This window comes from Ursidibacter maritimus, from assembly GCF_009761395.1.
Taxonomy (GTDB): domain Bacteria; phylum Pseudomonadota; class Gammaproteobacteria; order Enterobacterales; family Pasteurellaceae; genus Ursidibacter; species Ursidibacter maritimus.
In genome coordinates this window covers 44,496-63,289 of the sequence record NZ_LEKN01000023.1, presented here as the reverse complement: position 1 = coordinate 63,289, position 18,794 = coordinate 44,496, and the positions used below count along the sequence as shown (strand labels likewise).

The 18,794-nt window shown below is 38.9% G+C and carries 15 protein-coding genes and 2 pseudogenes; 10 read left to right on the top strand and 7 right to left on the bottom strand.

Annotated elements, in window-relative coordinates; all coding sequences use genetic code 11:
- Positions 1-37: 37 nt before the first annotated feature.
- Both A1D26_RS05635 and A1D26_RS05630 read left to right on the top strand, forming a co-directional pair.
- The gene (locus A1D26_RS05635; RefSeq protein ID WP_157403097.1) at positions 38-691 is read left to right on the top strand and encodes a tetratricopeptide repeat protein; all 654 of its coding nucleotides are present in this window, start codon (positions 38-40) and stop codon (positions 689-691) included.
- 108 nt (positions 692-799) lie between these two features.
- A complete protein-coding gene (locus tag A1D26_RS05630; RefSeq protein WP_157403096.1) occupies positions 800-1,429 on the top strand; it encodes an FKBP-type peptidyl-prolyl cis-trans isomerase in 630 nt (209 codons plus the stop codon).
- 164 nt (positions 1,430-1,593) lie between these two features.
- Here the strand turns inward: A1D26_RS05630 and A1D26_RS05625 are convergent, their stop codons facing one another.
- A complete protein-coding gene (locus A1D26_RS05625; RefSeq protein WP_157403095.1) occupies positions 1,594-6,267 on the bottom strand; it encodes an Ig-like domain-containing protein in 4,674 nt (1,557 codons plus the stop codon).
- A gap of 110 nt (positions 6,268-6,377) precedes the next feature.
- Between A1D26_RS05625 and A1D26_RS05620 the strand changes: the two are divergent.
- A pseudogene (locus A1D26_RS05620) lies at positions 6,378-6,679 on the top strand (IS5/IS1182 family transposase); the annotation flags it as partial.
- A gap of 133 nt (positions 6,680-6,812) precedes the next feature.
- Here the strand turns inward: A1D26_RS05620 and A1D26_RS05615 are convergent.
- Both A1D26_RS05615 and murB read right to left on the bottom strand, forming a co-directional pair.
- Entirely contained in the window at positions 6,813-7,574 is a 762-nt protein-coding gene (locus A1D26_RS05615; protein ID WP_157403094.1) for a biotin--[acetyl-CoA-carboxylase] ligase, read from the bottom strand.
- A complete protein-coding gene (gene murB / locus A1D26_RS05610) occupies positions 7,571-8,599 on the bottom strand; it encodes a UDP-N-acetylmuramate dehydrogenase (protein WP_157403093.1) in 1,029 nt (342 codons plus the stop codon). Before murB ends, A1D26_RS05615 begins: the two co-directional genes overlap by 4 nt.
- A gap of 146 nt (positions 8,600-8,745) precedes the next feature.
- Between murB and oxyR the strand changes: the two genes are divergently transcribed.
- From oxyR to A1D26_RS05595, 3 genes are read left to right on the top strand one after another with little or no spacing between them, the layout of a single operon-like run.
- Positions 8,746-9,636: a DNA-binding transcriptional regulator OxyR gene (gene oxyR / locus A1D26_RS05605; protein ID WP_157403092.1), complete on the top strand. Its 891-nt coding sequence runs from the start codon at positions 8,746-8,748 to the stop codon at positions 9,634-9,636.
- Positions 9,633-10,259 (top strand): HTH-type transcriptional repressor FabR, encoded by a 627-nt coding sequence (gene fabR, locus A1D26_RS05600; protein ID WP_157403091.1) that lies wholly within the window; start codon positions 9,633-9,635, stop codon positions 10,257-10,259. Before oxyR ends, fabR begins: the two co-directional genes overlap by 4 nt.
- Positions 10,260-10,270: 11 nt before the next feature.
- A complete protein-coding gene (locus A1D26_RS05595; RefSeq protein ID WP_157403090.1) occupies positions 10,271-10,789 on the top strand; it encodes a protein disulfide oxidoreductase in 519 nt (172 codons plus the stop codon).
- A gap of 92 nt (positions 10,790-10,881) precedes the next feature.
- Here A1D26_RS05595 and fbp read toward each other — a convergent pair whose 3' ends face one another.
- Positions 10,882-11,886, bottom strand: a complete 1,005-nt coding sequence (fbp, locus tag A1D26_RS05590; RefSeq protein ID WP_157403089.1) for a class 1 fructose-bisphosphatase — start codon at positions 11,884-11,886, stop codon at positions 10,882-10,884.
- A gap of 120 nt (positions 11,887-12,006) precedes the next feature.
- On the opposite strand from fbp, the gene mpl reads away from it, so the two are divergent.
- From mpl to prmA, 4 genes are all read left to right on the top strand, one after another.
- Positions 12,007-13,368, top strand: coding sequence for a UDP-N-acetylmuramate:L-alanyl-gamma-D-glutamyl-meso-diaminopimelate ligase (gene mpl, locus A1D26_RS05585; protein ID WP_157403088.1), 1,362 nt, complete (start codon positions 12,007-12,009; stop codon positions 13,366-13,368).
- A 164-nt stretch (positions 13,369-13,532) separates the two neighbouring features.
- Positions 13,533-14,111 carry an NADPH-dependent FMN reductase gene (locus tag A1D26_RS05580; protein WP_157403087.1) on the top strand — a complete coding sequence of 193 codons (579 nt, stop codon included), beginning with the start codon at positions 13,533-13,535 and terminating at the stop codon, positions 14,109-14,111.
- Between the two features lie 111 nt (positions 14,112-14,222).
- On the top strand, positions 14,223-15,668 hold the full coding sequence (gene tldD, locus A1D26_RS05575; protein WP_157403086.1) for a metalloprotease TldD: 1,446 nt from the start codon (positions 14,223-14,225) through the stop codon (positions 15,666-15,668).
- Between the two features lie 56 nt (positions 15,669-15,724).
- On the top strand, positions 15,725-16,606 hold the full coding sequence (gene prmA / locus A1D26_RS05570; protein WP_157403085.1) for a 50S ribosomal protein L11 methyltransferase: 882 nt from the start codon (positions 15,725-15,727) through the stop codon (positions 16,604-16,606).
- Here prmA and A1D26_RS09785 read toward each other — a convergent pair.
- The 3 genes and pseudogenes from A1D26_RS09785 to A1D26_RS05560 all read right to left on the bottom strand — a co-directional run bounded on the left by A1D26_RS09785 (position 16,603) and on the right by A1D26_RS05560 (position 18,773).
- Positions 16,603-16,890, bottom strand: coding sequence for a hypothetical protein (locus tag A1D26_RS09785; protein ID WP_438873982.1), 288 nt, complete (start codon positions 16,888-16,890; stop codon positions 16,603-16,605). The genes prmA and A1D26_RS09785 overlap by 4 nt on opposite strands.
- An 18-nt stretch (positions 16,891-16,908) precedes the next feature.
- Positions 16,909-17,010, bottom strand: a pseudogene (locus A1D26_RS09780) (MutS-related protein); the annotation flags it as partial.
- Positions 17,011-17,279: 269 nt separating this feature from the next.
- A complete protein-coding gene (locus A1D26_RS05560) occupies positions 17,280-18,773 on the bottom strand; it encodes a PTS transporter subunit EIIC (RefSeq protein WP_157403084.1) in 1,494 nt (497 codons plus the stop codon).
- Positions 18,774-18,794: the final 21 nt, after the last annotated feature.

Sequence of the window (18,794 nt, the reverse complement as noted above, 5' to 3'; positions counted from 1 at the left end):
TATACAATAGCTTATCGACTTATTCACTAGGAATATTATGAAACTTAAAAAATCATTTTTTCAAATTGTTACCTTATCACTTTTATCTACCAATTTTGCTTATGCCACTAATGAACAAGATAAACTTTTTCAAGAAGGAATTGATGCATATAGCAAAGGTGATTATCGCACAACCGTTGAACGTTGGTTGCCTCTTGCAGAGCAAGGCTACAATAAAGCACAATACAATTTAGGGGTAATGTTCGAAAAAGGCGTGGGTGTGGAACAAAATTATCATCAAGCCGTTAAACTCTATCAGCTTGCCGCCAAACAGAATTACTCTTATGCTCAATTTAATTTAGCTGTAATGTACACCAAAGGATTGGGTATAAGACAAGATCACAATCAGGCCTTAAATCTGTATACATCTGCGGCAGAACAAGGGCTGGTCAATGCACAATTTAACTTGGCGGCTAAATATGAAAAAGGAGAAGGTGTTAAACAAGATCTTCCTCTAGCGGTTAAGTGGTATCAAAAAGCTGCAGATCAAGGTGATATAGGCTCACAATATAGGCTTGCACAACTTTATCTTAACGGGAAAGGGGTAGAACAAGACATCAAAAAATCAAAGGAACTGTTTGGTGTCGTTTGTGATAGCGGAGAGCAGAATGGTTGTGATGAATATCGTAAACTTAATGAGCAAGGTTATTGATTTAAAGTGTGGTGATTTTTAAAAAATAAGAGAAATCCTACCGCTTACTCTTGTATTTCAATTATTGATCGCCATATTAGGCACTCATTCAAACAATAAGGAAACATTATGTCTTTAAATTTAGATTCAGTCGCATTAGAGAGTGTGGAAGCAAAAGGTGGTTATGGTATCGGTTTGCAAATCGGTCAACAACTTTTAGGCAGTGGCTTAGATGTTAAACCTGAAGCGGTTGTAAAAGGAATTTTTGATGTATTAAATCAAAATCCACCTGCATTAGAACTAAATGAAGTGAGCCAAGCACTCCAAGAGCTTTCACAACGTGCAGAAGCAGCACAAGCGGAAGCATTCAAAGCGTTAGAAGCAGAAGGAAAAGCTTTCTTAGAAGATAACAAAAAACACGCATCAGTGAAAGAAACTGCAAGCGGTTTACAATACGAAGTACTTGTTGAAGGCACAGGAAAAGTACCGACCAAAGCAGATAAAGTGCGTGTACACTACACAGGCTCATTAATTGACGGTACAGTATTTGATAGCTCAGTTAAACGTGGCACACCAGCAGAATTCCCTGTAAGTGGCGTAATTGCAGGTTGGACAGAAGCATTAACAATGATGCCTGTTGGTTCAAAATGGCGTTTAACTATTCCACACAACCTTGCTTATGGCGATCGTGGTGCTGGTGCATCAATCCCGCCGTTTAGTACCTTAGTTTTTGAAGTGGAATTACTTGATATTGTTTAATTCCCAATAATAAAGAAGTTAGGGCTGTCCTAGATAACGACTTTTTCTCATTCAGATATTTTATCCTAAATAGAGTTTAGTCCATTATCTGGGACACCCCTAAGTTAAACTGATAAAAAACCACCTAATCGTAAGACAAGGTGGTTATTTTATGCCTTGAATTGTCAAACTAGGGTAAATTGCGTTGCTTCCAACTGCTGTAAGCCAGCAATGGTTGCAAAGTGGATCGCATTATCTACTCCCGTATTTTCACCGTTATAACGTAATTCACCACTCACTTGATCATAGAATAAATGGCTATTTAGATTACCTAAATCATCGTTTAGTGATGCAAAAATTGTTTTAGATAGCCCGATTTTATCTTCACCCGAAACAAAATCAGTAATAATATCGGCTTTACCATTTAAAGCACTCTCAAATACGAAAGTATCTTTTCCTGCTCCACCTGTTAGCGTATCAATACCTAATCCACCGATTAACGTATCATCGCCCTCTAAACCGTTTAAGGTATTGCCAGTGTCGTTGCCTCGAATAACATTACTTAAAGCATTTCCTTTACCTTCTTTGGCACTTGTGCCAATTAAGGTGAGATTTTCTACATTTTCATCAAGGGTATAGTTTACTAAGCTATAAATATGATCGGTACCTTCATCCGCTTTTTCTGTTACTACGTCGGCAACATTATCAACTACATAAATATCATTACCTTGTTCGCCAAACATCAGATCGGCACCTTCTCCACCGTTGATAAAGTCATTACCTAAACCACCTTTGATAATATCAACGCCTTTCCCTCCAAAAATTTGGTTATTGGCGTTATTACCTGTTAGAGTGTCATTGAATGCTGAGCCAATTAAGTTCTCAATTTGAGTACCGTAGCCAATAAATGATTGACCTTCTTGGTAGTTGCTGAATGTAACTTGTTGTTTCCCATTAAAAGACGATGAGCCAAAATTAGCATCGCTCGCTAAGTCAAAGTATTCACTCTTAGAATAGGTTGTTGGGTCTATACCTAGGAATTGCTTTTTCTTTTCTGTACCAACATAGTTCCACGAACCTGGGGTTAAATTAACTGTTACCCCTTCTTTTTCATTAGAGGCATCAAAGGTATCAACACCATTACCATCCCAAATATATACATCACCATCAGCTGAACGAGCATTATACTTTTTAAAGGTATAAACATCATTACCTGCACGATGTTCACGATTTACACCAAAACGATAGTGTAAATAGGCTAAATCATATAAGCGTAAATCTCGCATTTCAGAAAACATTGGATTTCTATTATAGGACATATGAATAAATTCAACACTTGCCTCAGAACCATACCCAAGATTTTTTAGTGGATCATCAACGTGTACCATATTCAAAGCGTGAGCAGTTTCGTGCAACACGAGACGGAAGAAATCATTATATCCTCCATTTTTGTAATTAGAAACGTTCCACATCACATTATCACCAGAATGACCAAAACCACCAGCCCACTCCCAAGCGGGCTTAAATTTTTCAACTCCAATGATTAATTGACCAGTACGCCCTTTAACATCTTGATAACTATTGACTTCTTCAAACCTTAAATTGGTATAACGAGAAATTACATCATAAGCTAATTTAGTGTACTCTTTTATATCATCATATCCATCTAAACCGATAAAGGCAGAACTAAGGTGTTTACCGTTGAAATTGCTCTCTAATATCGTAGATAACTCAGACTGTCTAGCAAAGTAATACTTTATCGTTAGCGGTGTTTCTGTTCCTCCTACTGGATAAGAACGATGGAACCCATACATTGCTCCACTTGTATCATCAGCAATATGAATTGGATAGAAGAAATTATAATCATCTTTTGTATGATCAGTTTTTCTTGCATTAGGCAAAACCTCTTTGTGTTGAGAAACAAATTTACTATCCGCTCCATTTTCAACAATATAACCTTCCGTATCCATCACAATTTGGCTTCCTGTATTTTTTAAGGTTGCTGTCACTGTTTTTTCGGAATTGGTGCTTAAGAACTCACTCGGCACATCGTAGCTAAAGGTCTTATCTTCTTTGACTTGCGTGGTAAAGGTTTGATTGCCAATTTTAATCTCCACATCCGCACCTACTTTTGCTAGGCTGCCTTTTACCACTCCGCTAATTTCCGTCGTTACTGGCTGTTCTTTAACTTGATAGCGATTATCTGCTGTTTTTACCAACGCATCACTTTCAAGTGTAAAACTTTTAGCTGTTGGGGTGCGGTTCACTTCATTCGCAATACTCCAAGATTTTTTTGCATCATTATAGGTTGCACCATAAATACGAGCATATTTATAAATAATATCATCTGCAAAACTAATCGAAATTTCCTTACCTGCTAAGGTTCTTAACTCGTCATTAGGAATATCCACTTGGAAAGTTTTAGTTTTACCATTAAAACCTACTTTATAGGTTTTATCGCCAATCATCATATTCACTGTACGAATATTCTGAGCATTCTGCCCTTCGTTATACCAATTACGTACTTGGTTATTTGATGTCCAGCTTTCAAATTCAGTAATAGAGCCAGAAATACGAGTCATTTGGTTGGGATTAAAAGTAAAATTCTCGCCAATCTTGGTAAGATTGATTTCAGAGTAAAGATCAAGTTCATAATTTAAACTTGCTTCATCTGCATCTGCTGTATTACCTACTTGATCTTCTGCGGTATAATTCGCTTTGATTTTGCGTTCAAGAGATTTCAATCTCGCATCAGCCAAACTGGTATCGCTTACTGTAACGGTAAGCTCAAATTTACCATCAACCACTGGTGCTTCAACTTCTTTCCAACCACTTGCACAAGAACTACAAGGACATTTTAGAATAACAGGACGATCACCTTCACTATTCTCTACAAGACCTTTAATCGTCACTGCGCCTTGAGCTTCTTCGGCATCAATCACATTATCATCAGCAATGCTCGTAATTGTTACCACAGGTTTCCCAATCACTGTATCTACCTGATAGCTGTGTTCCTTTTGGCTTTCTGCTTGATTGCTCACTTTATCTTCTGCTGAAATCTGTACCGTTAGTTTATTTTCACCTTGTTGATTCACCAAAGATTGCCCTGCAAGGGTTAAACTCCAGCTCTTATCCGCTTCATTAACTTCAGCAACTTGCGTTTCTCCGTTTACTAGTACCTTAATCAAAACTGTGCCATCTTTTAAATCTGCATCAGCTGTGTAGCGACCTGATAACGTAATAGCTTTGGCAGATTCCGCTTGGTTTAATGCATTATCATCGGTAATCTTATCAATGATTACACTTAGGTTAAGTTCGGTATCAACTGTCACAGCTCTAGTTTTTTCTGCGGTTACACTATTATTTACACTATCTTTTGTCAGCAAGCTGGCTGTGATATTTTTGTGATTCACTAAAGCGACAGTACTAACAGGTACACTAAATGTCAGTTGCTCCGTTAAAGGGGCTTCAACAATGAGTTCCCCCACTTGTAAATGAACAATATCACCTGCTTTCGCTTCTGAATTTTCTACATTAGCTACACTACCAGTCACTATGATTGTTTCGGTTCTGGCTTCCACTGCATTGATTACATCGTCTGTTGCAATCGTATCAATCGTAATTAAAGGTTTATCAATTACTGTATCGACACGATAACTTTTTTCAGTTTTTGTTGTAATTTTATTACCTGCAGAATCAGCGGTAACTAAAGCCACATCTAGTTTGTTATTTTCTGACAGAATCTGACCGTTTATTTCAACTGAGAATTGAAGGTTTTCATCAAGTTTTACATTAAATATATGATCACCTAACTGAATAACAACATTATCCCCTGCCTTAGCATTTGAACCTTCTGTATTAGTTACCTTACCACTAATAATTTGAGTATTTTGGCTTTCAGTGAGATTGATAACGTTATCTTCCGTTATCTCATTTAAACTAATTGTCGGGTGGGTTAAGATAATATCAACTAGATAACCTAAAGAGCTACTTGCCATTCCTTTAGACTTATCGTTTGTGACTTCAACAGTCGCATTGATTTGGTTATTTTCTGCTAATAAATTACCCGAAACTTCCGCTTTAAATTGATTACCTTCCACAATGGCATCTATTTTTTGTCCACCAATTTCAAGTACTACTTTTGCACTCGTAAGGGGTTGGTCTGCAGTGAAAGCTCCTGAAATAGTAATATTTGTAGCTTGTTCCACAATATTAATTACATTATCAGCTGTTACCGAATTTAATTGAATATTTACATTGATTGGCTCAATAGTTTCACTTGGTTCAGTTTGCGGTAATTGTCGAGGTTCTCTGGTAATAGGCGTAACAGGTTTTTCCTTGTTATCAGGAATAGCAGGTTTTTCTTTAGTATCAGGAATAGCAGGAGTAACAAGTTTTTCTTCAGGTTCAGTACTCTCAGGTGCACCTTTCCTAGGGTTGCTACTACCTGATTTAAAAAACGTAAAAACTGAGCCTAATGTTGCAACCGCACCTAGACCATACAAAACAGCTTTTGATAAACCACTAACACCAACTTCGCTAGCTAAGACAAATGGAGAATCTTTACTTGCTGTTGCCAAGCTTGCCGAAATATCAGACAAATATTGTGGGTTCTCAATGGGATAATGTGCATAATAATTTTCTAAAATCAGATTAGGCTTATTTACCGAATCTAAGTAAATAACAATATTCTCTTGATTTACTTCAGCTTTTTTAAACTCGTTAATGAGCTCACCTTGTTCATTAAATATTTGATATTTAGTATTATCTTCAGCCAAAATTCTGACTGTTTGATTTTGGGATAATACAACGTTTCTTTCTGATGTTTTAGTGGTAACTTTTAAATGATAAACGGACATAATTTTCTATAATAAAATGAATTCTGTTTGAGTCGTTAAGCTAATAAGCGGTTAGATTTATTCAATAATTTACACCCTATTAACTAATGCTTAAAATAGAGGGTTATTAGATTAGCCCTAAATTCCACCTCATTTTAACAGATAACCTTTAGAAACGCCTAGCTTATTTACTCGACTGTAAAGAGTCTGTTTACAATAAACCTGAACATCGTAATACGGTTCAATGGATTTTTATTGATGGAAATATCGTCAAAGCCCACCAGCACGCAACAGGTACAAGCATGTCAAAAAATAGGCAAAAGTGTGGCATGTAATATCACAAAAATGCATTTAGCTGTGGTTAGTTGTAGCAATCCTATTGATTTCATTCTGACTGGTGTTTGAAGTTCAGGACTGCAAAGTAGCACCTGAATAGGCGGCATTGTTACCGCCATTTAGTTGAAAATCAAATTTCCGTTTCAAAAAATTAGTTAGAAAACATTTATTCTAGCTATCTAGGATAGCCCCAAATTATTTTACCAAACTGACCGCTATTTCGTCTCACATTACTCCAACCTCAGCGAAACCTCACCAATAGCAAAAGGCTCAATTTTGTCGTCTTGTTGAAGTAATAATTCCCCTTTTTCGTTTACTCCTTGAGAAACACCAATGATTTCTTGGGTTGGGGTGATAAGTTTGACATTCTTTTGGTAGAAACAATCAAACTGATGCCAACGGGCTAAATAATCACTAAAGGAATGTTGTGGATATTCTCTTAAGGTTTGTTGTAGTGAATAGGCGAGTTGTGTAGCAAGTTTATTGCGATCTAAGTGGTAAGCGGAGAGATCAGCCCACGCTTGAGTAACAATACTCGGATCAATAGAATTCATCGCAAGATTTAGCCCAATACCTATCACTAGATGAACACCAGAGCGATCTATTTTACTTTCAATTAAAATACCACCCATTTTTTTCCCTTGATAATAGATATCGTTAGGCCATTTGATCTGTATATGCTCAATACCAATTTTCTGAAATGTTTCAGCAATCACCAAAGCAACCACAAGGCTTAAAGATGAGAGATTGTCATTCTGTTGCGGATAATGCCATAACATTGAGAAGTACAAATTTTGCCCTAAGGGAGAATACCACTGCCGCCCACGTCGTCCACGCCCTGCGGTTTGGCTTTCAGCAAGACAAATCGATCCAGAAGGCAGAGTATGAATCTGTTTCAAGAGAAATTCATTCGTTGAGTCAATTTCATCAAATACAAGAACTTCCCCACAAAGTAAACCTTGTTGAATTTCAGCTTGATTTAAACGGATCATCGTGTGATTTCCTCACTATCCACTTCTCCTGTACGCCCAATAAAACGAACTTCTGGGTGAATTTCCACCCCAAATTTTTCACGCACTTTTTGGCGTACTGTTTTTGCCAACAAGACAACGTCTGCACCAGTAGCATTTTGTTTATTGATAAGCACTAAAGCCTGCTGGGTATGTACCGAAGCTCCGCCAATTTGAAAACCTTTTAATTGGCATTGGTCAATTAGCCAACCTGCAGGAATTTTTACTGAACCGTCCGCTTGTGGATAGTTTGGCATTTGTGGGTAAGCGGTCTGAAGTTGTGAAAATTTTACAAAGGATATAATTGGGTTTTTAAAGAAACTACCCGCATTACCAAATTCATCAGGATTCGGTAATTTTGCTGAACGCACCGCACAAACTTCATCAAAAATTTGTTGTGGCGTAACCGAATTGGGTTCAAACGAGGTTAAAGAGCCATAACTTAATACAGGTTGCCAATTTTTTGCCAGCTTTAAGCCAACTGACACAATCGCATAGTCATCTTTATATTGATGCTTAAACACACTTTCACGATAACCAAATTCACATTGTTGAGCTGTTAAGGTAAAGGTTTTGCCGGTACTCAATTCAACAACTTCTACAAAATCACAGATTTTTTCAAATTCCACACCATAAGCCCCGATATTTTGGATAGGTGCAGAGCCAACACAGCCCGGAATAAGTGCTAAATTTTCTAACCCACCAATCTGTTTCGTTAATGTCCACTTGACTAACTCGTGCCAATTTTCCCCACCTTGAATATGCAAATAGTGAAAATCCGCATCTTCTCGATGCTCAATACCTTTTAATTGATTAATCAACACTGTCCCTGCAAAATCATCTAAAAATAGCACATTACTTCCTTGCCCGAGTAAAAGCACTGGTTGATTAGCTTGGTTAGCGTTTTGCCATTCAGCAATCAGCTCTGATTTATTCGTAACAGGAACAATAGCTGTCGCTTGAGCAGGTAGATGAAAGGTATGGAATGAGGTTAAGCTGTGGCTCATAAAAATATCTCGTGATAAAACTAAAACCGCTTTAGTTTACCATTTTCTCTCTCTAGTTGTGTAAAAGTACAATTATTTTCAAACTATTTTGCAACTTTATTGATTAAATATGCCATAATTTGTTCTCGCATTGATAGGAGGAATTGATGAATATAAGAGACTTAGAATATCTCATTGCATTGTCTGAATTTAAACATTTCCGCAAAGCGGCAGATGCTTGTAATGTGAGCCAACCTACACTAAGCGGTCAGATCCGCAAACTAGAAGACGAATTAGGTGCGGTGTTACTTGAACGTACAAGCCGTAAAGTGCTATTCACTCAAGCAGGATTAACCCTTGTTGAACAAGCTAAATCAGTACTTCGTGAAGTGAAAATTCTCAAAGAAATGGCAAGTAATCAAGGTAAAGATATGTCTGGCCCAATTTTAATTGGTGTTATCCCCACTCTTGGGCCTTATATATCACCGATTATTTTACCTAATCTGCAATCGCTGTTTCCTGAATTAGAAATCTATATTTATGAATTGCAAACCAATGAGTTACTAGAACATCTTGAATCAGGTCAGCTAGACTGCGGTATTTTATCTTTATCAAAAGAAACCGAACCTTTTATTGAAGTCCCTATTTTTAACGAAAAAATGCTACTTGCAGTATCCACTCAGCATAGCTGGGCAAAAGAAGAACAACTCGATTTAGCTCGCTTACGAGATAAAGAAATGTTGATGCTAGATAACGGGCATTGTTTAAGAACACAAACGATGGATTATTGTTTATCTATCGGTGCAAAAGAAAATCGCCATTTCAAAGCGAATAGTTTAGAAACTTTACGTAATATGGTTGCAGCCAATATTGGTATTGCATTGATGCCTGAATTGGCAACTCGTAATTTAGCCATTCCGTCATTAAAGTATATCCCTTTTGCAGATCCAGAACCTTTTAGAAGTATCGGCTTAGTTTACCGTCCTGGCTCGCCATTACGCCTACGTTATGAGCGTTTAGCCAAAGAGATTGAGAAAATCATAGCAGGTTGTGAATGAGTATTGGTGTTCGAGCAGTTCAGAAAGAAAAAACTCGCAGAGCCTTAGTTGATGCGGCATTTAATCAATTAACCGCAGAAAAAAGTTTCTCAAACTTAAGTTTACGAGAAGTTTCCCGAGAAGCAGGCATCGCCCCAACTTCCTTTTACCGCCATTTTAAAGATATGGACGAATTAGGATTAACTATGGTGGATGAATCGGGACTTATCCTACGTCAGCTAATGCGAAGAGCAAGAAAACGTTTAGAAAATGGAGGTGGCGTTGTCGCGACCTCCGTTGAAACATTCTTTGAGTTTATAGAAGAACGCCCAAATATGTTCCGTCTATTATTGCGTGAGAGCTCAGGCACATCACAAGCATTCCGAACCGCCGCCTCTCGTGAAATCCAGCATTTTGTGGCTGAATTGGCGGAATATATTCAAACACGCAATCCGAACATTGATCGAGATTTAGCTTATGTGGAATCAGAAGGGTTTGTTACGCTCGTTTTTACCGCCGGCTCTCACGCTTTAGATATGAATACAGAGGAACGAACCAAACTAAAAAAACGTTTAATTATGCAGTTAAAAATGTTAGCTTCTGGTGCCGCATTCTATGCTCAACGCACAAAAGACGATAAATAAAAGGAGAGAAAATGCCAAAAAAATCCACTCTGATCAGCCGTTTACTAAAAAATATTCTGCTCTTTGGCAGTCTATTCATTATCCTTAGCATTGTAATGGATTGGTACCGTAAGCCAACCGCTCCAGCTCAATTTGCGGAACAAGTTCTATATGATATTGAACAGCAACCTAAAGTGATTGCACAGTTAAGTCACAACAAACCGATGTTACTCTATTTTTGGGGAAGTTGGTGCCAATTCTGCGATTACACCTCACCCGCCATTCAGCAGCTTGCTGAACAAGGTACAGATGTGCTTGGTGTTGCACTAAAATCAGGATCAGACAGTGAAGTAAAACAATACCTTGCCAAAGAGAATTATCGCTTTGCGACTTTAAATGATCCATCTGGTAAATTTTCAAAAAGTTGGGATATTCAAGCAACGCCAACGATCTTGATCATTAAAGATGGCAAAATTATTAACCATACCACAGGACTAACAAGCTATTGGGGGCTAAAAGTACGTCTGTGGCTGGCTGAATTCACTCAGTAAGTGGCAATAAGCGGTCGGTTTAAACTAGAAATTTGCAAAATATACGATGAAACCTACCGCTTAAGTGTAATGAACAAAAAGGCTGATAAAATTTATCCGCCAAATGCCTCAATTAGCTCCCCAGCTTTTTTCACCATTGCCGTTGAACCCACAAAGAATGGTACTCGTTGATGCAATTCGGTTGGTTTTATGTCTAGAATTGCGTTCGTACCATCCGTTGCCATTCCCCCCGCTTGTTCTGCCAAAAATGCCATTGGATTTCCTTCATAAAGTAGGCGTAATTTGCCATTTGGGTGGCTTTTCGTCGTTGGATAAATATAGATACCGCCTTTGAGTAAATTACGGTGAAAATCAGACACCAAAGAACCGATATAACGAGAAGAATACGGACGACCCGTTGGCTTATCTTCCTCTTGGCAGTATTTAATAAATTTCTTCACGCCATCTGGGAATTTAAGATATTGACCTTCATTAATGGAGTAATACTTACCTTCATAAGGCATTTTCATATTTGGGTGAGAAAGAATAAACAGCCCTAAAGAGGGATCATAAGTAAAGCCATTAACACCATTCCCAGTGGTATAAACGAGCATCGTCGATGAACCATAGGTAACATAACCTGCGGCAACTTGTTTACGACCTGGCTGCAGAAAATCTTCCATGGTTACGGGTGTGCCAATAGGCGAAACACGTTTATAAATAGAGAAGATGGTGCCAACAGAAACATTGACATCAATATTTGATGATCCATCTAGCGGATCGGTCATTAAAATATATTTTGCATTACGTCCACGCTCTGTATCAAAAGCGACAAAAGTATCATCTTCTTCTGAAGCAAAACCCGCCACATCGCCACGAGCAATTAAGGCTTTTTTCATTGTTTCGTTGGCGAACACATCTAATTTCATCTGTGCTTCACCTTGAATATTTTCATCGCCTGATACACCTAAAATATCTTGGGTTAGCCCTGCTCGGTTAATATCCCGATGAATAATTTTGGCAGACAAACGAATAGATGAAAGAATACCGCTTAGCTCCCCCGTTGCTCCTGGGTATTCTGCTTGTCTTTCTACAATAAATTCCCCTAACGTTTTCATTTTCATCTCCTATTAGCTATTCACAACGCTTTGTTTTATTATAGCGTTCATTAAACTTTGCTTTGGAAACAAAGTCTTGTTTTGTGAGCTCAATCACACTTTTTCGTATTAAGGAATCCAATGAAACAAGAACACATACATATTTTAGGGATTTGTGGCACATTTATGGGGGGCGTTGCGATTATCGCCCGTGAATTAGGCTACAAAGTAACGGGGTCGGATACGAATGTATATCCACCGATGAGTACTTTTTTAGAAAAAAGTGGTATTGAAATTATCCCGAATTATGACATTGCTCAGTTAGATCCTGCTCCTGATATGGTGATTATTGGCAATGCAATGAGCCGTGGTAATCCCTGTGTCGAATATGTCTTAAACAATCAATTAAATTTCACCTCTGGCCCACAATGGCTACACGATCATCTACTTAAAGATCGTTGGGTATTAGCCGTATCAGGCACTCATGGTAAAACCACAACCACAGGAATGTTAGCATGGATTTTAGACCAAGCAGGTATTGATACAGGTTTTTTAATTGGGGGCGTAGCAGGCAATTTTGGTATTTCTGCTCGTGCAGGTAGCAGCCGTTATTTTGTAATTGAAGCCGATGAATACGATTCTGCCTTCTTTGATAAACGTTCTAAGTTTGTACATTACAATCCAAAAACCTTAATTATCAATAATATTGACTTCGATCACGCCGACATTTTTGATGACTTAAAAGCCATTCAACGTCAATTCCACCACCTTGTGCGAGCAATACCACAAAATGGTTGCATTTTATCCGCGAAAGCCGATGATAACGTACAACAAACCTTAGCAATGGGACATTACAGCGCCTTGCAATTTATTGGTAAAGAGAATGAGTGGTACGCTGAAGCGATTAGCAAAGATTGCTCTCACTTTAGTGTGTACCATCAAGGGCAAAAAGCAGGTGAAGTACAATGGGCAATTTTAGGCGAACATAATATGCACAATGGTTTAATGGCAATCGCAGCTGCACATCACGCAGGTGTCGCCATTGAAACAGCTTGCCAAGCATTGAGTTCCTTTATCAATGCCAATCGCCGTTTAGAAGTCAAAGGCAAAGTGAATGACATAACTGTTTATGATGATTTTGCTCACCACCCAACCGCTATCAATGCAACCATCAACGCTTTGCGTAGTAAAGTGGGAACTGAACGTATTCTGGCCGTTCTAGAACCTCGTTCAAACACAATGAAAATGGGGGTACATAAAGATGACATCGCTCCATCATTACAGAATGCAGATAGTGTCTTTGTTTATCAGCCAGACACGATTCCTTGGCAAGTGAGTATCATCACTGAGGCATTAACTCAGCCAGCTTACCATTCGCCTGATTTGGATCATTTAGTCGATGAAATTGTAAAATACGCTAAACCAACAGACCATATTTTAGTGATGAGCAACGGTGCTTTTGGTGGTATTCACCAAAAATTGCTTGATAAATTAGCCAAATGATCCTAGCAAGGAAAAATTGATATTTTTCCTTGCTTATTGTTTAAATAAAACGCTTTTTAGATTAGTATAAGCCTACATTTAATTAATAATGATTTTTTAATTAAGTGCCTAGTATCAATCTCGTACTGTTCAGTAAGAACATGACATTTTTTGGAGAATAAATAATGAAAAAAATTAGTATCTTAGTTGGTAGCCTACGTAAAGGTTCTTATGCAAGAAAAGTTGCATCAAATGTACTGACAATGTTTCCAGCTGGCTATCAAGCTGAGATTGTCGAAATCGGACACTTACCGCTGTACAATTTTGACTACGATGACCCAAATGAAACAAGTGTAACTTTACCGGAAAGCTACACACAATTTCGTGAAACGCTAAAACAATCTGATGGTATTTTATTCGTAACTTCAGAAAACAACCGCACTATCCCTGCGTGCTTAAAAAATGCGGTTGATATCGGCTCAAAACCGAATGCAGATGTCGCTTGGAAAAACAAACCAGCCGCTATTATCAGCCATTCTGTTGGAAAAATGGGCGGATACAGTGCAACTAAAAACTTACGTTTAGCACTTTCTTATTTCGATATGCCAATCGTTGGTCAGCCAGAAGTATTTTTAGGTAATTCACCAAGTTTATTTGATGAACAAGGTCAAATCAACGTTCCTTCTACGATCGAGTTTTTACAAGGCTATATCAATAAATTCGTTGATTTAATCGAACAGCAAGAAAAACTAAAATCCCTATAATTTGAAAATAGGTTCAAGCGGTTGGTTTGTTAGTTTTTTTTGCAAAAATCCGCTACAATCCCACCGCTTGTTAATGGCTCATTTTGAGCCTTTTTATTTTCAGGAATTTTAATGTTAAACCAAGTTTCACAAAGTCTGCTACTGCCTAGTGGGCTACAATTATCTGATCTCACTCAGGTGTTAGATCATTTTTCCACTCGTCATATTGATTATGCCGATCTCTATTTTCAATTTAGCCAAGACGAAAGCTGGTCTTTGGAAGATAGCATTATCAAAGAAGGCGGATTTTATATCGACCGAGGCGTTGGTGTGCGAGCAGTTTCGGGTGAGAAAACGGGTTTCGCCTATGCGGATCAGATTTCACGTCCACAGCTTGAGCAATGTGCAATGGCGGCTCGTAGTATCACTCAGGAAAGCGGTTCGTTATTGATTTCTCCTTTCAAAGAAACACAAGCCATTAAGCGTTATGCATCAATCAACCCGCTAGATACACTCAGCCGAGAACAGAAAGTCGAGCTATTACATTTGGTGGATAAAGTCGCTCGTGCAGAAGATCCTCGAGTGATTCAAGTGAATGCGAGTTTATCTGCCGTTTACGAAGAAATGCTTGTTGCTGCAACAGATGGCACTTTAGCAGCAGATATCCGCCCACTTGTTCGCTTATCTATTTCTGTTTTAGTCGAACAAAATGGAAAACGGGAACGTGGTGGAGCAGGTGCTGGTGGGCGTTTTGGTTTAGACTGGTTCTTTGAGCCACATCACACAGGCGATAGTAGAGCGGTTTATTTCGCAAAAGAGGCCGTTAGACAAGGCATTATCAATTTAGGGGCAATAGCTGCTCCAGCAGGAACTATGCCGATTGTACTTGGGGCTGGTTGGCCGGGGATTTTATTACACGAGGCGGTTGGGCATGGTTTAGAAGGCGATTTTAACCGCAAAGAATCTTCCTTATTCACTGGCAAAATTGGCGAGTTAGTCACTTCTCCGTTCTGTACGATTGTTGATGATGGCACAGTTGCCAATATGCGAGGTTCAATTACCGTTGATGATGAAGGTGTGCCTTCACAACGTAATGTGTTAATTGAAAACGGTATTTTAAAAGGCTATATGCAAGATAAACTTAATGCACGTTTAATGGGCGTTGCACCAACGGGAAATGGTCGCCGAGAGTCTTATGCACACTTACCAATGCCAAGAATGACAAACACCTATATGACCGAAGGCGAACACGAATTTGATGAGATGATTGAATCGGTGGAATTTGGACTTTATGCGCCACACTTTAGCGGTGGGCAAGTTGATATTACATCGGGTAAATTTGTGTTTTCTACCGCAGAAGCTTATCTAATTGAGAAAGGGAAAATTACCAAGCCTGTTACAGGTGCAACATTGATTGGGAGTGGTATTGAAGCAATGCAACAAGTCTCAATGGTGGGTAAAAAAATGGAGCTTGACCTAGGTATCGGCACTTGTGGTAAAGAAGGGCAAAGCGTGCCTGTCGGAGTCGGACAACCTACGGTAAAATTAGATAAAATCACCGTTGGTGGACGAGGCTAAGACGTCAATTTTCTGACAAAACTGACCGCTTATTATGAATATAAAAAGGAACTAAAATGGCGTGGGTACAAATTCGTTTAAATAGTACAGATAAACAAGCTGAACAGATCAGCGACTTTTTAGAAGAAATCGGGGCAGTATCGGTTACCTTTATGGATAGCCAAGATACCCCTATTTTTGAGCCACTTCCTGGCGAAACTCGCTTGTGGGGCAACACAGATGTGGTGGCGTTGTTTGATGCTGAAACGGATATGCAACTTATCGTAGATGCGTTGATCACTAGCCAACTGGTCTCGGCAGATTTTGCACATAAAATTGAACAAATTGAAGATAAGGATTGGGAAAGAGAGTGGATGGATAACTTCCACCCGATGCAATTTGGCAAACGCTTATGGATCTGTCCAAGTTGGCGTGAAATTCCCGATCCAACCGCAGTTAATGTGATGCTCGATCCAGGGCTTGCGTTTGGTACAGGGACTCACCCGACCACAGCTCTCTGTTTAGCTTGGTTAGATAGCCTTGATTTACAAGGGAAAACAGTCATTGATTTTGGTTGTGGTTCTGGCATTTTAGCGATTGCCGCACTTAAATTAGGTGCAAAACAAGCAATTGGTATTGATATTGACCCACAAGCTATTTTAGCTAGCCGTAACAATGCAGAGGCGAATGGTGTAGTGGATAGATTACAACTCTTTCTTGCAAAAGATCAGCCAAAAGATTTGCTTGCTGATGTGGTTGTGGCAAACATTCTCGCAGGCCCACTCAAAGAACTCGCGCCACAAATTATTACCTTAGTGAAACCGCAAGGCGACTTAGGCTTATCAGGTATTTTAGCGACACAAGCAGAATCTGTTTGTGAAGCCTATCAACAAGCCTTTAATCTTGACCCTGTTGAAGAAAAAGAAGAGTGGTGCAGAATTACTGGCGTAAAATCCTAGTTTATTGATAATGCGATTATTGTATTTGGACACATAGCGTGTCCATTACACCACATAATATTGTTAAACCTAACCAATCCCTTCAACTTATATAACCATTCCAACGCTTGTTTGGGTGTAAGCTCATTTGGGTCAATCTCTTGTAAAGCAAGTTCAACTTTTGAAAGCTCTACAAGCGGTAAGATTTCCGCTGAATTTTGCAAATTAGCACCAAATAACCAATCTTGTTGTGGGCTGTCGTTAAGTTCGGCTGTTTGTTGTGAAAACTGTTCCAGTTGAGCCAATTTTTGCTTCGCTAATTAAATCACCTGTTTTGGCACACTTGCTAAGGCAGCCACAGCCAAGCCGTAACTCTTACTTGCTGCACCTTCTTGCACACTGTGCATAAAAGCGATGGTGTCATTAAAGTGATAAACCATCGTATTTTCCCGCCCACACTCAGCGCTGTCACAATCAATAAGTGGCGTTGAGCATTAAAATAAACAGGGTTAGAAATGAACGGTGTTTTCAACACTTGTTCGACTACGGGGTGTCCCCCCACCTTTAATATTGTCGTTCTCTGTGATGTAAAGGTTGGCATTACATAGTTAAGATTTTCCGCGAGCTCTGGAGGGGTGGTCACTGAACTTAGGGCGAATTAAATATTCGCCCTAGGTAGTTGTTTCATGTGATTTTAATCTTCTTTTCCTAAAATCTGATTAACTTCACTTTTATATAAAACGGCTTTTGCACCAAAGACAGCCTGTACACCACCGCCTACTTCAAGTACATCTATCGCACCTAAAGCTTTTAAGCGAGTCTTATTTACCGCTTTTACATCTTTAACAGCAACACGTAAACGAGTAATGCAAGCATCGACATTTTCAATATTGCTCGCTGTACCTAATGCTTCAATAATATGATGTGCATTTTCAGTTAAGGAAGTGGTTTGTTGTTCTACAACTTCTTCTTGGTCTTCTGCTCTTCCTGGGGTCATTACATTGAACTTACGAATTAAGAATAGGAAAGAGAAGTAATACAAGGCAGCCCAAGGTAAGCCAACTAAGACGACACGAATCCAGTGAGTATTTTCGTTACCTTGTAAAATGCCAAACAATAGGAAGTCAATAAAACCACCAGAGAAGGTATTTCCGATAGATACATTTAGGAAATCTGCAATATAGAAAGATACTCCGTCTAAAAATGCGTGGAATACATATAACCAAGGAGCCACGAATAAGAACATAAACTCAATAGGTTCTGTAATTCCTGTAATAAATGACGTGAGTGCGGCTCCTAAGAATAATCCACCAATCAATTTACGGCGAGCTTTAGGTACGGCGTGATACATCGCTAAACAAGCAGCGGGTAAGCCAAACATCATCGTATCAAAACGACCTGCAAAGAAACGAGTTCCTTCAGTAAATAGCCCTTGATGATTAGGATCGGCTAATTGAGCAAAGAAGATCTTTTGTGCACCAATAATGGTTTCACCGTTTACGACTTCTGTTCCACCTAATTCAGTGTACCAAAATAGTGGGTAAATCATATGGTGTAAGCCAACTGCACCACTTAAACGCATTAGGAAACCATAGAAGAATGTGCCTATTTCGCCCATTGATGCAATGCCTTTACCTGCGGAAACTAGCCAGTTTTGGAAGGTTGGCCAAATTAAAAAGAATACCACCCCCACAAAAATCGCCGCAAAGGCAGTAACAATCGGTACAAAGCGAGATCCACCAAAGAACCCTAAAATCTGTGGTAACTGAATATTGTGGTATTTATTATGTAGCTTAACTGTAATTAGCCCCATTACTAAAGAGCCGATAACGCCTGTATCAATTCCTTTGGTTTCAGGGGAAAAAATAGGAATTAACGCTGCGATAGTACCTGTCATAATTAAATAACCAACAACTGCGGCTAAAGCAGCAACGCCTTTATCTCGCTTCGCAAGCCCAATACCTAAGCCAATACAGAGCAGTAAAGCTAAGTTAGCAAAAACCACACTGCCTGCTGCCGACATAATTTGGAAAATACCTTGCAATGCTGGGTTATCCAATACAGGATAGGCTTGTACGGTTGCCTTGTTGGATAACGCACCACCAATCCCAAGCAATAAACCTGCAGCAGGTAAAATTGCAATCGGTAGCATAAAAGCCTTTCCGACTTGTTGAAGTTGTTTAAACATAGATTATCTCCTTTGAAATCA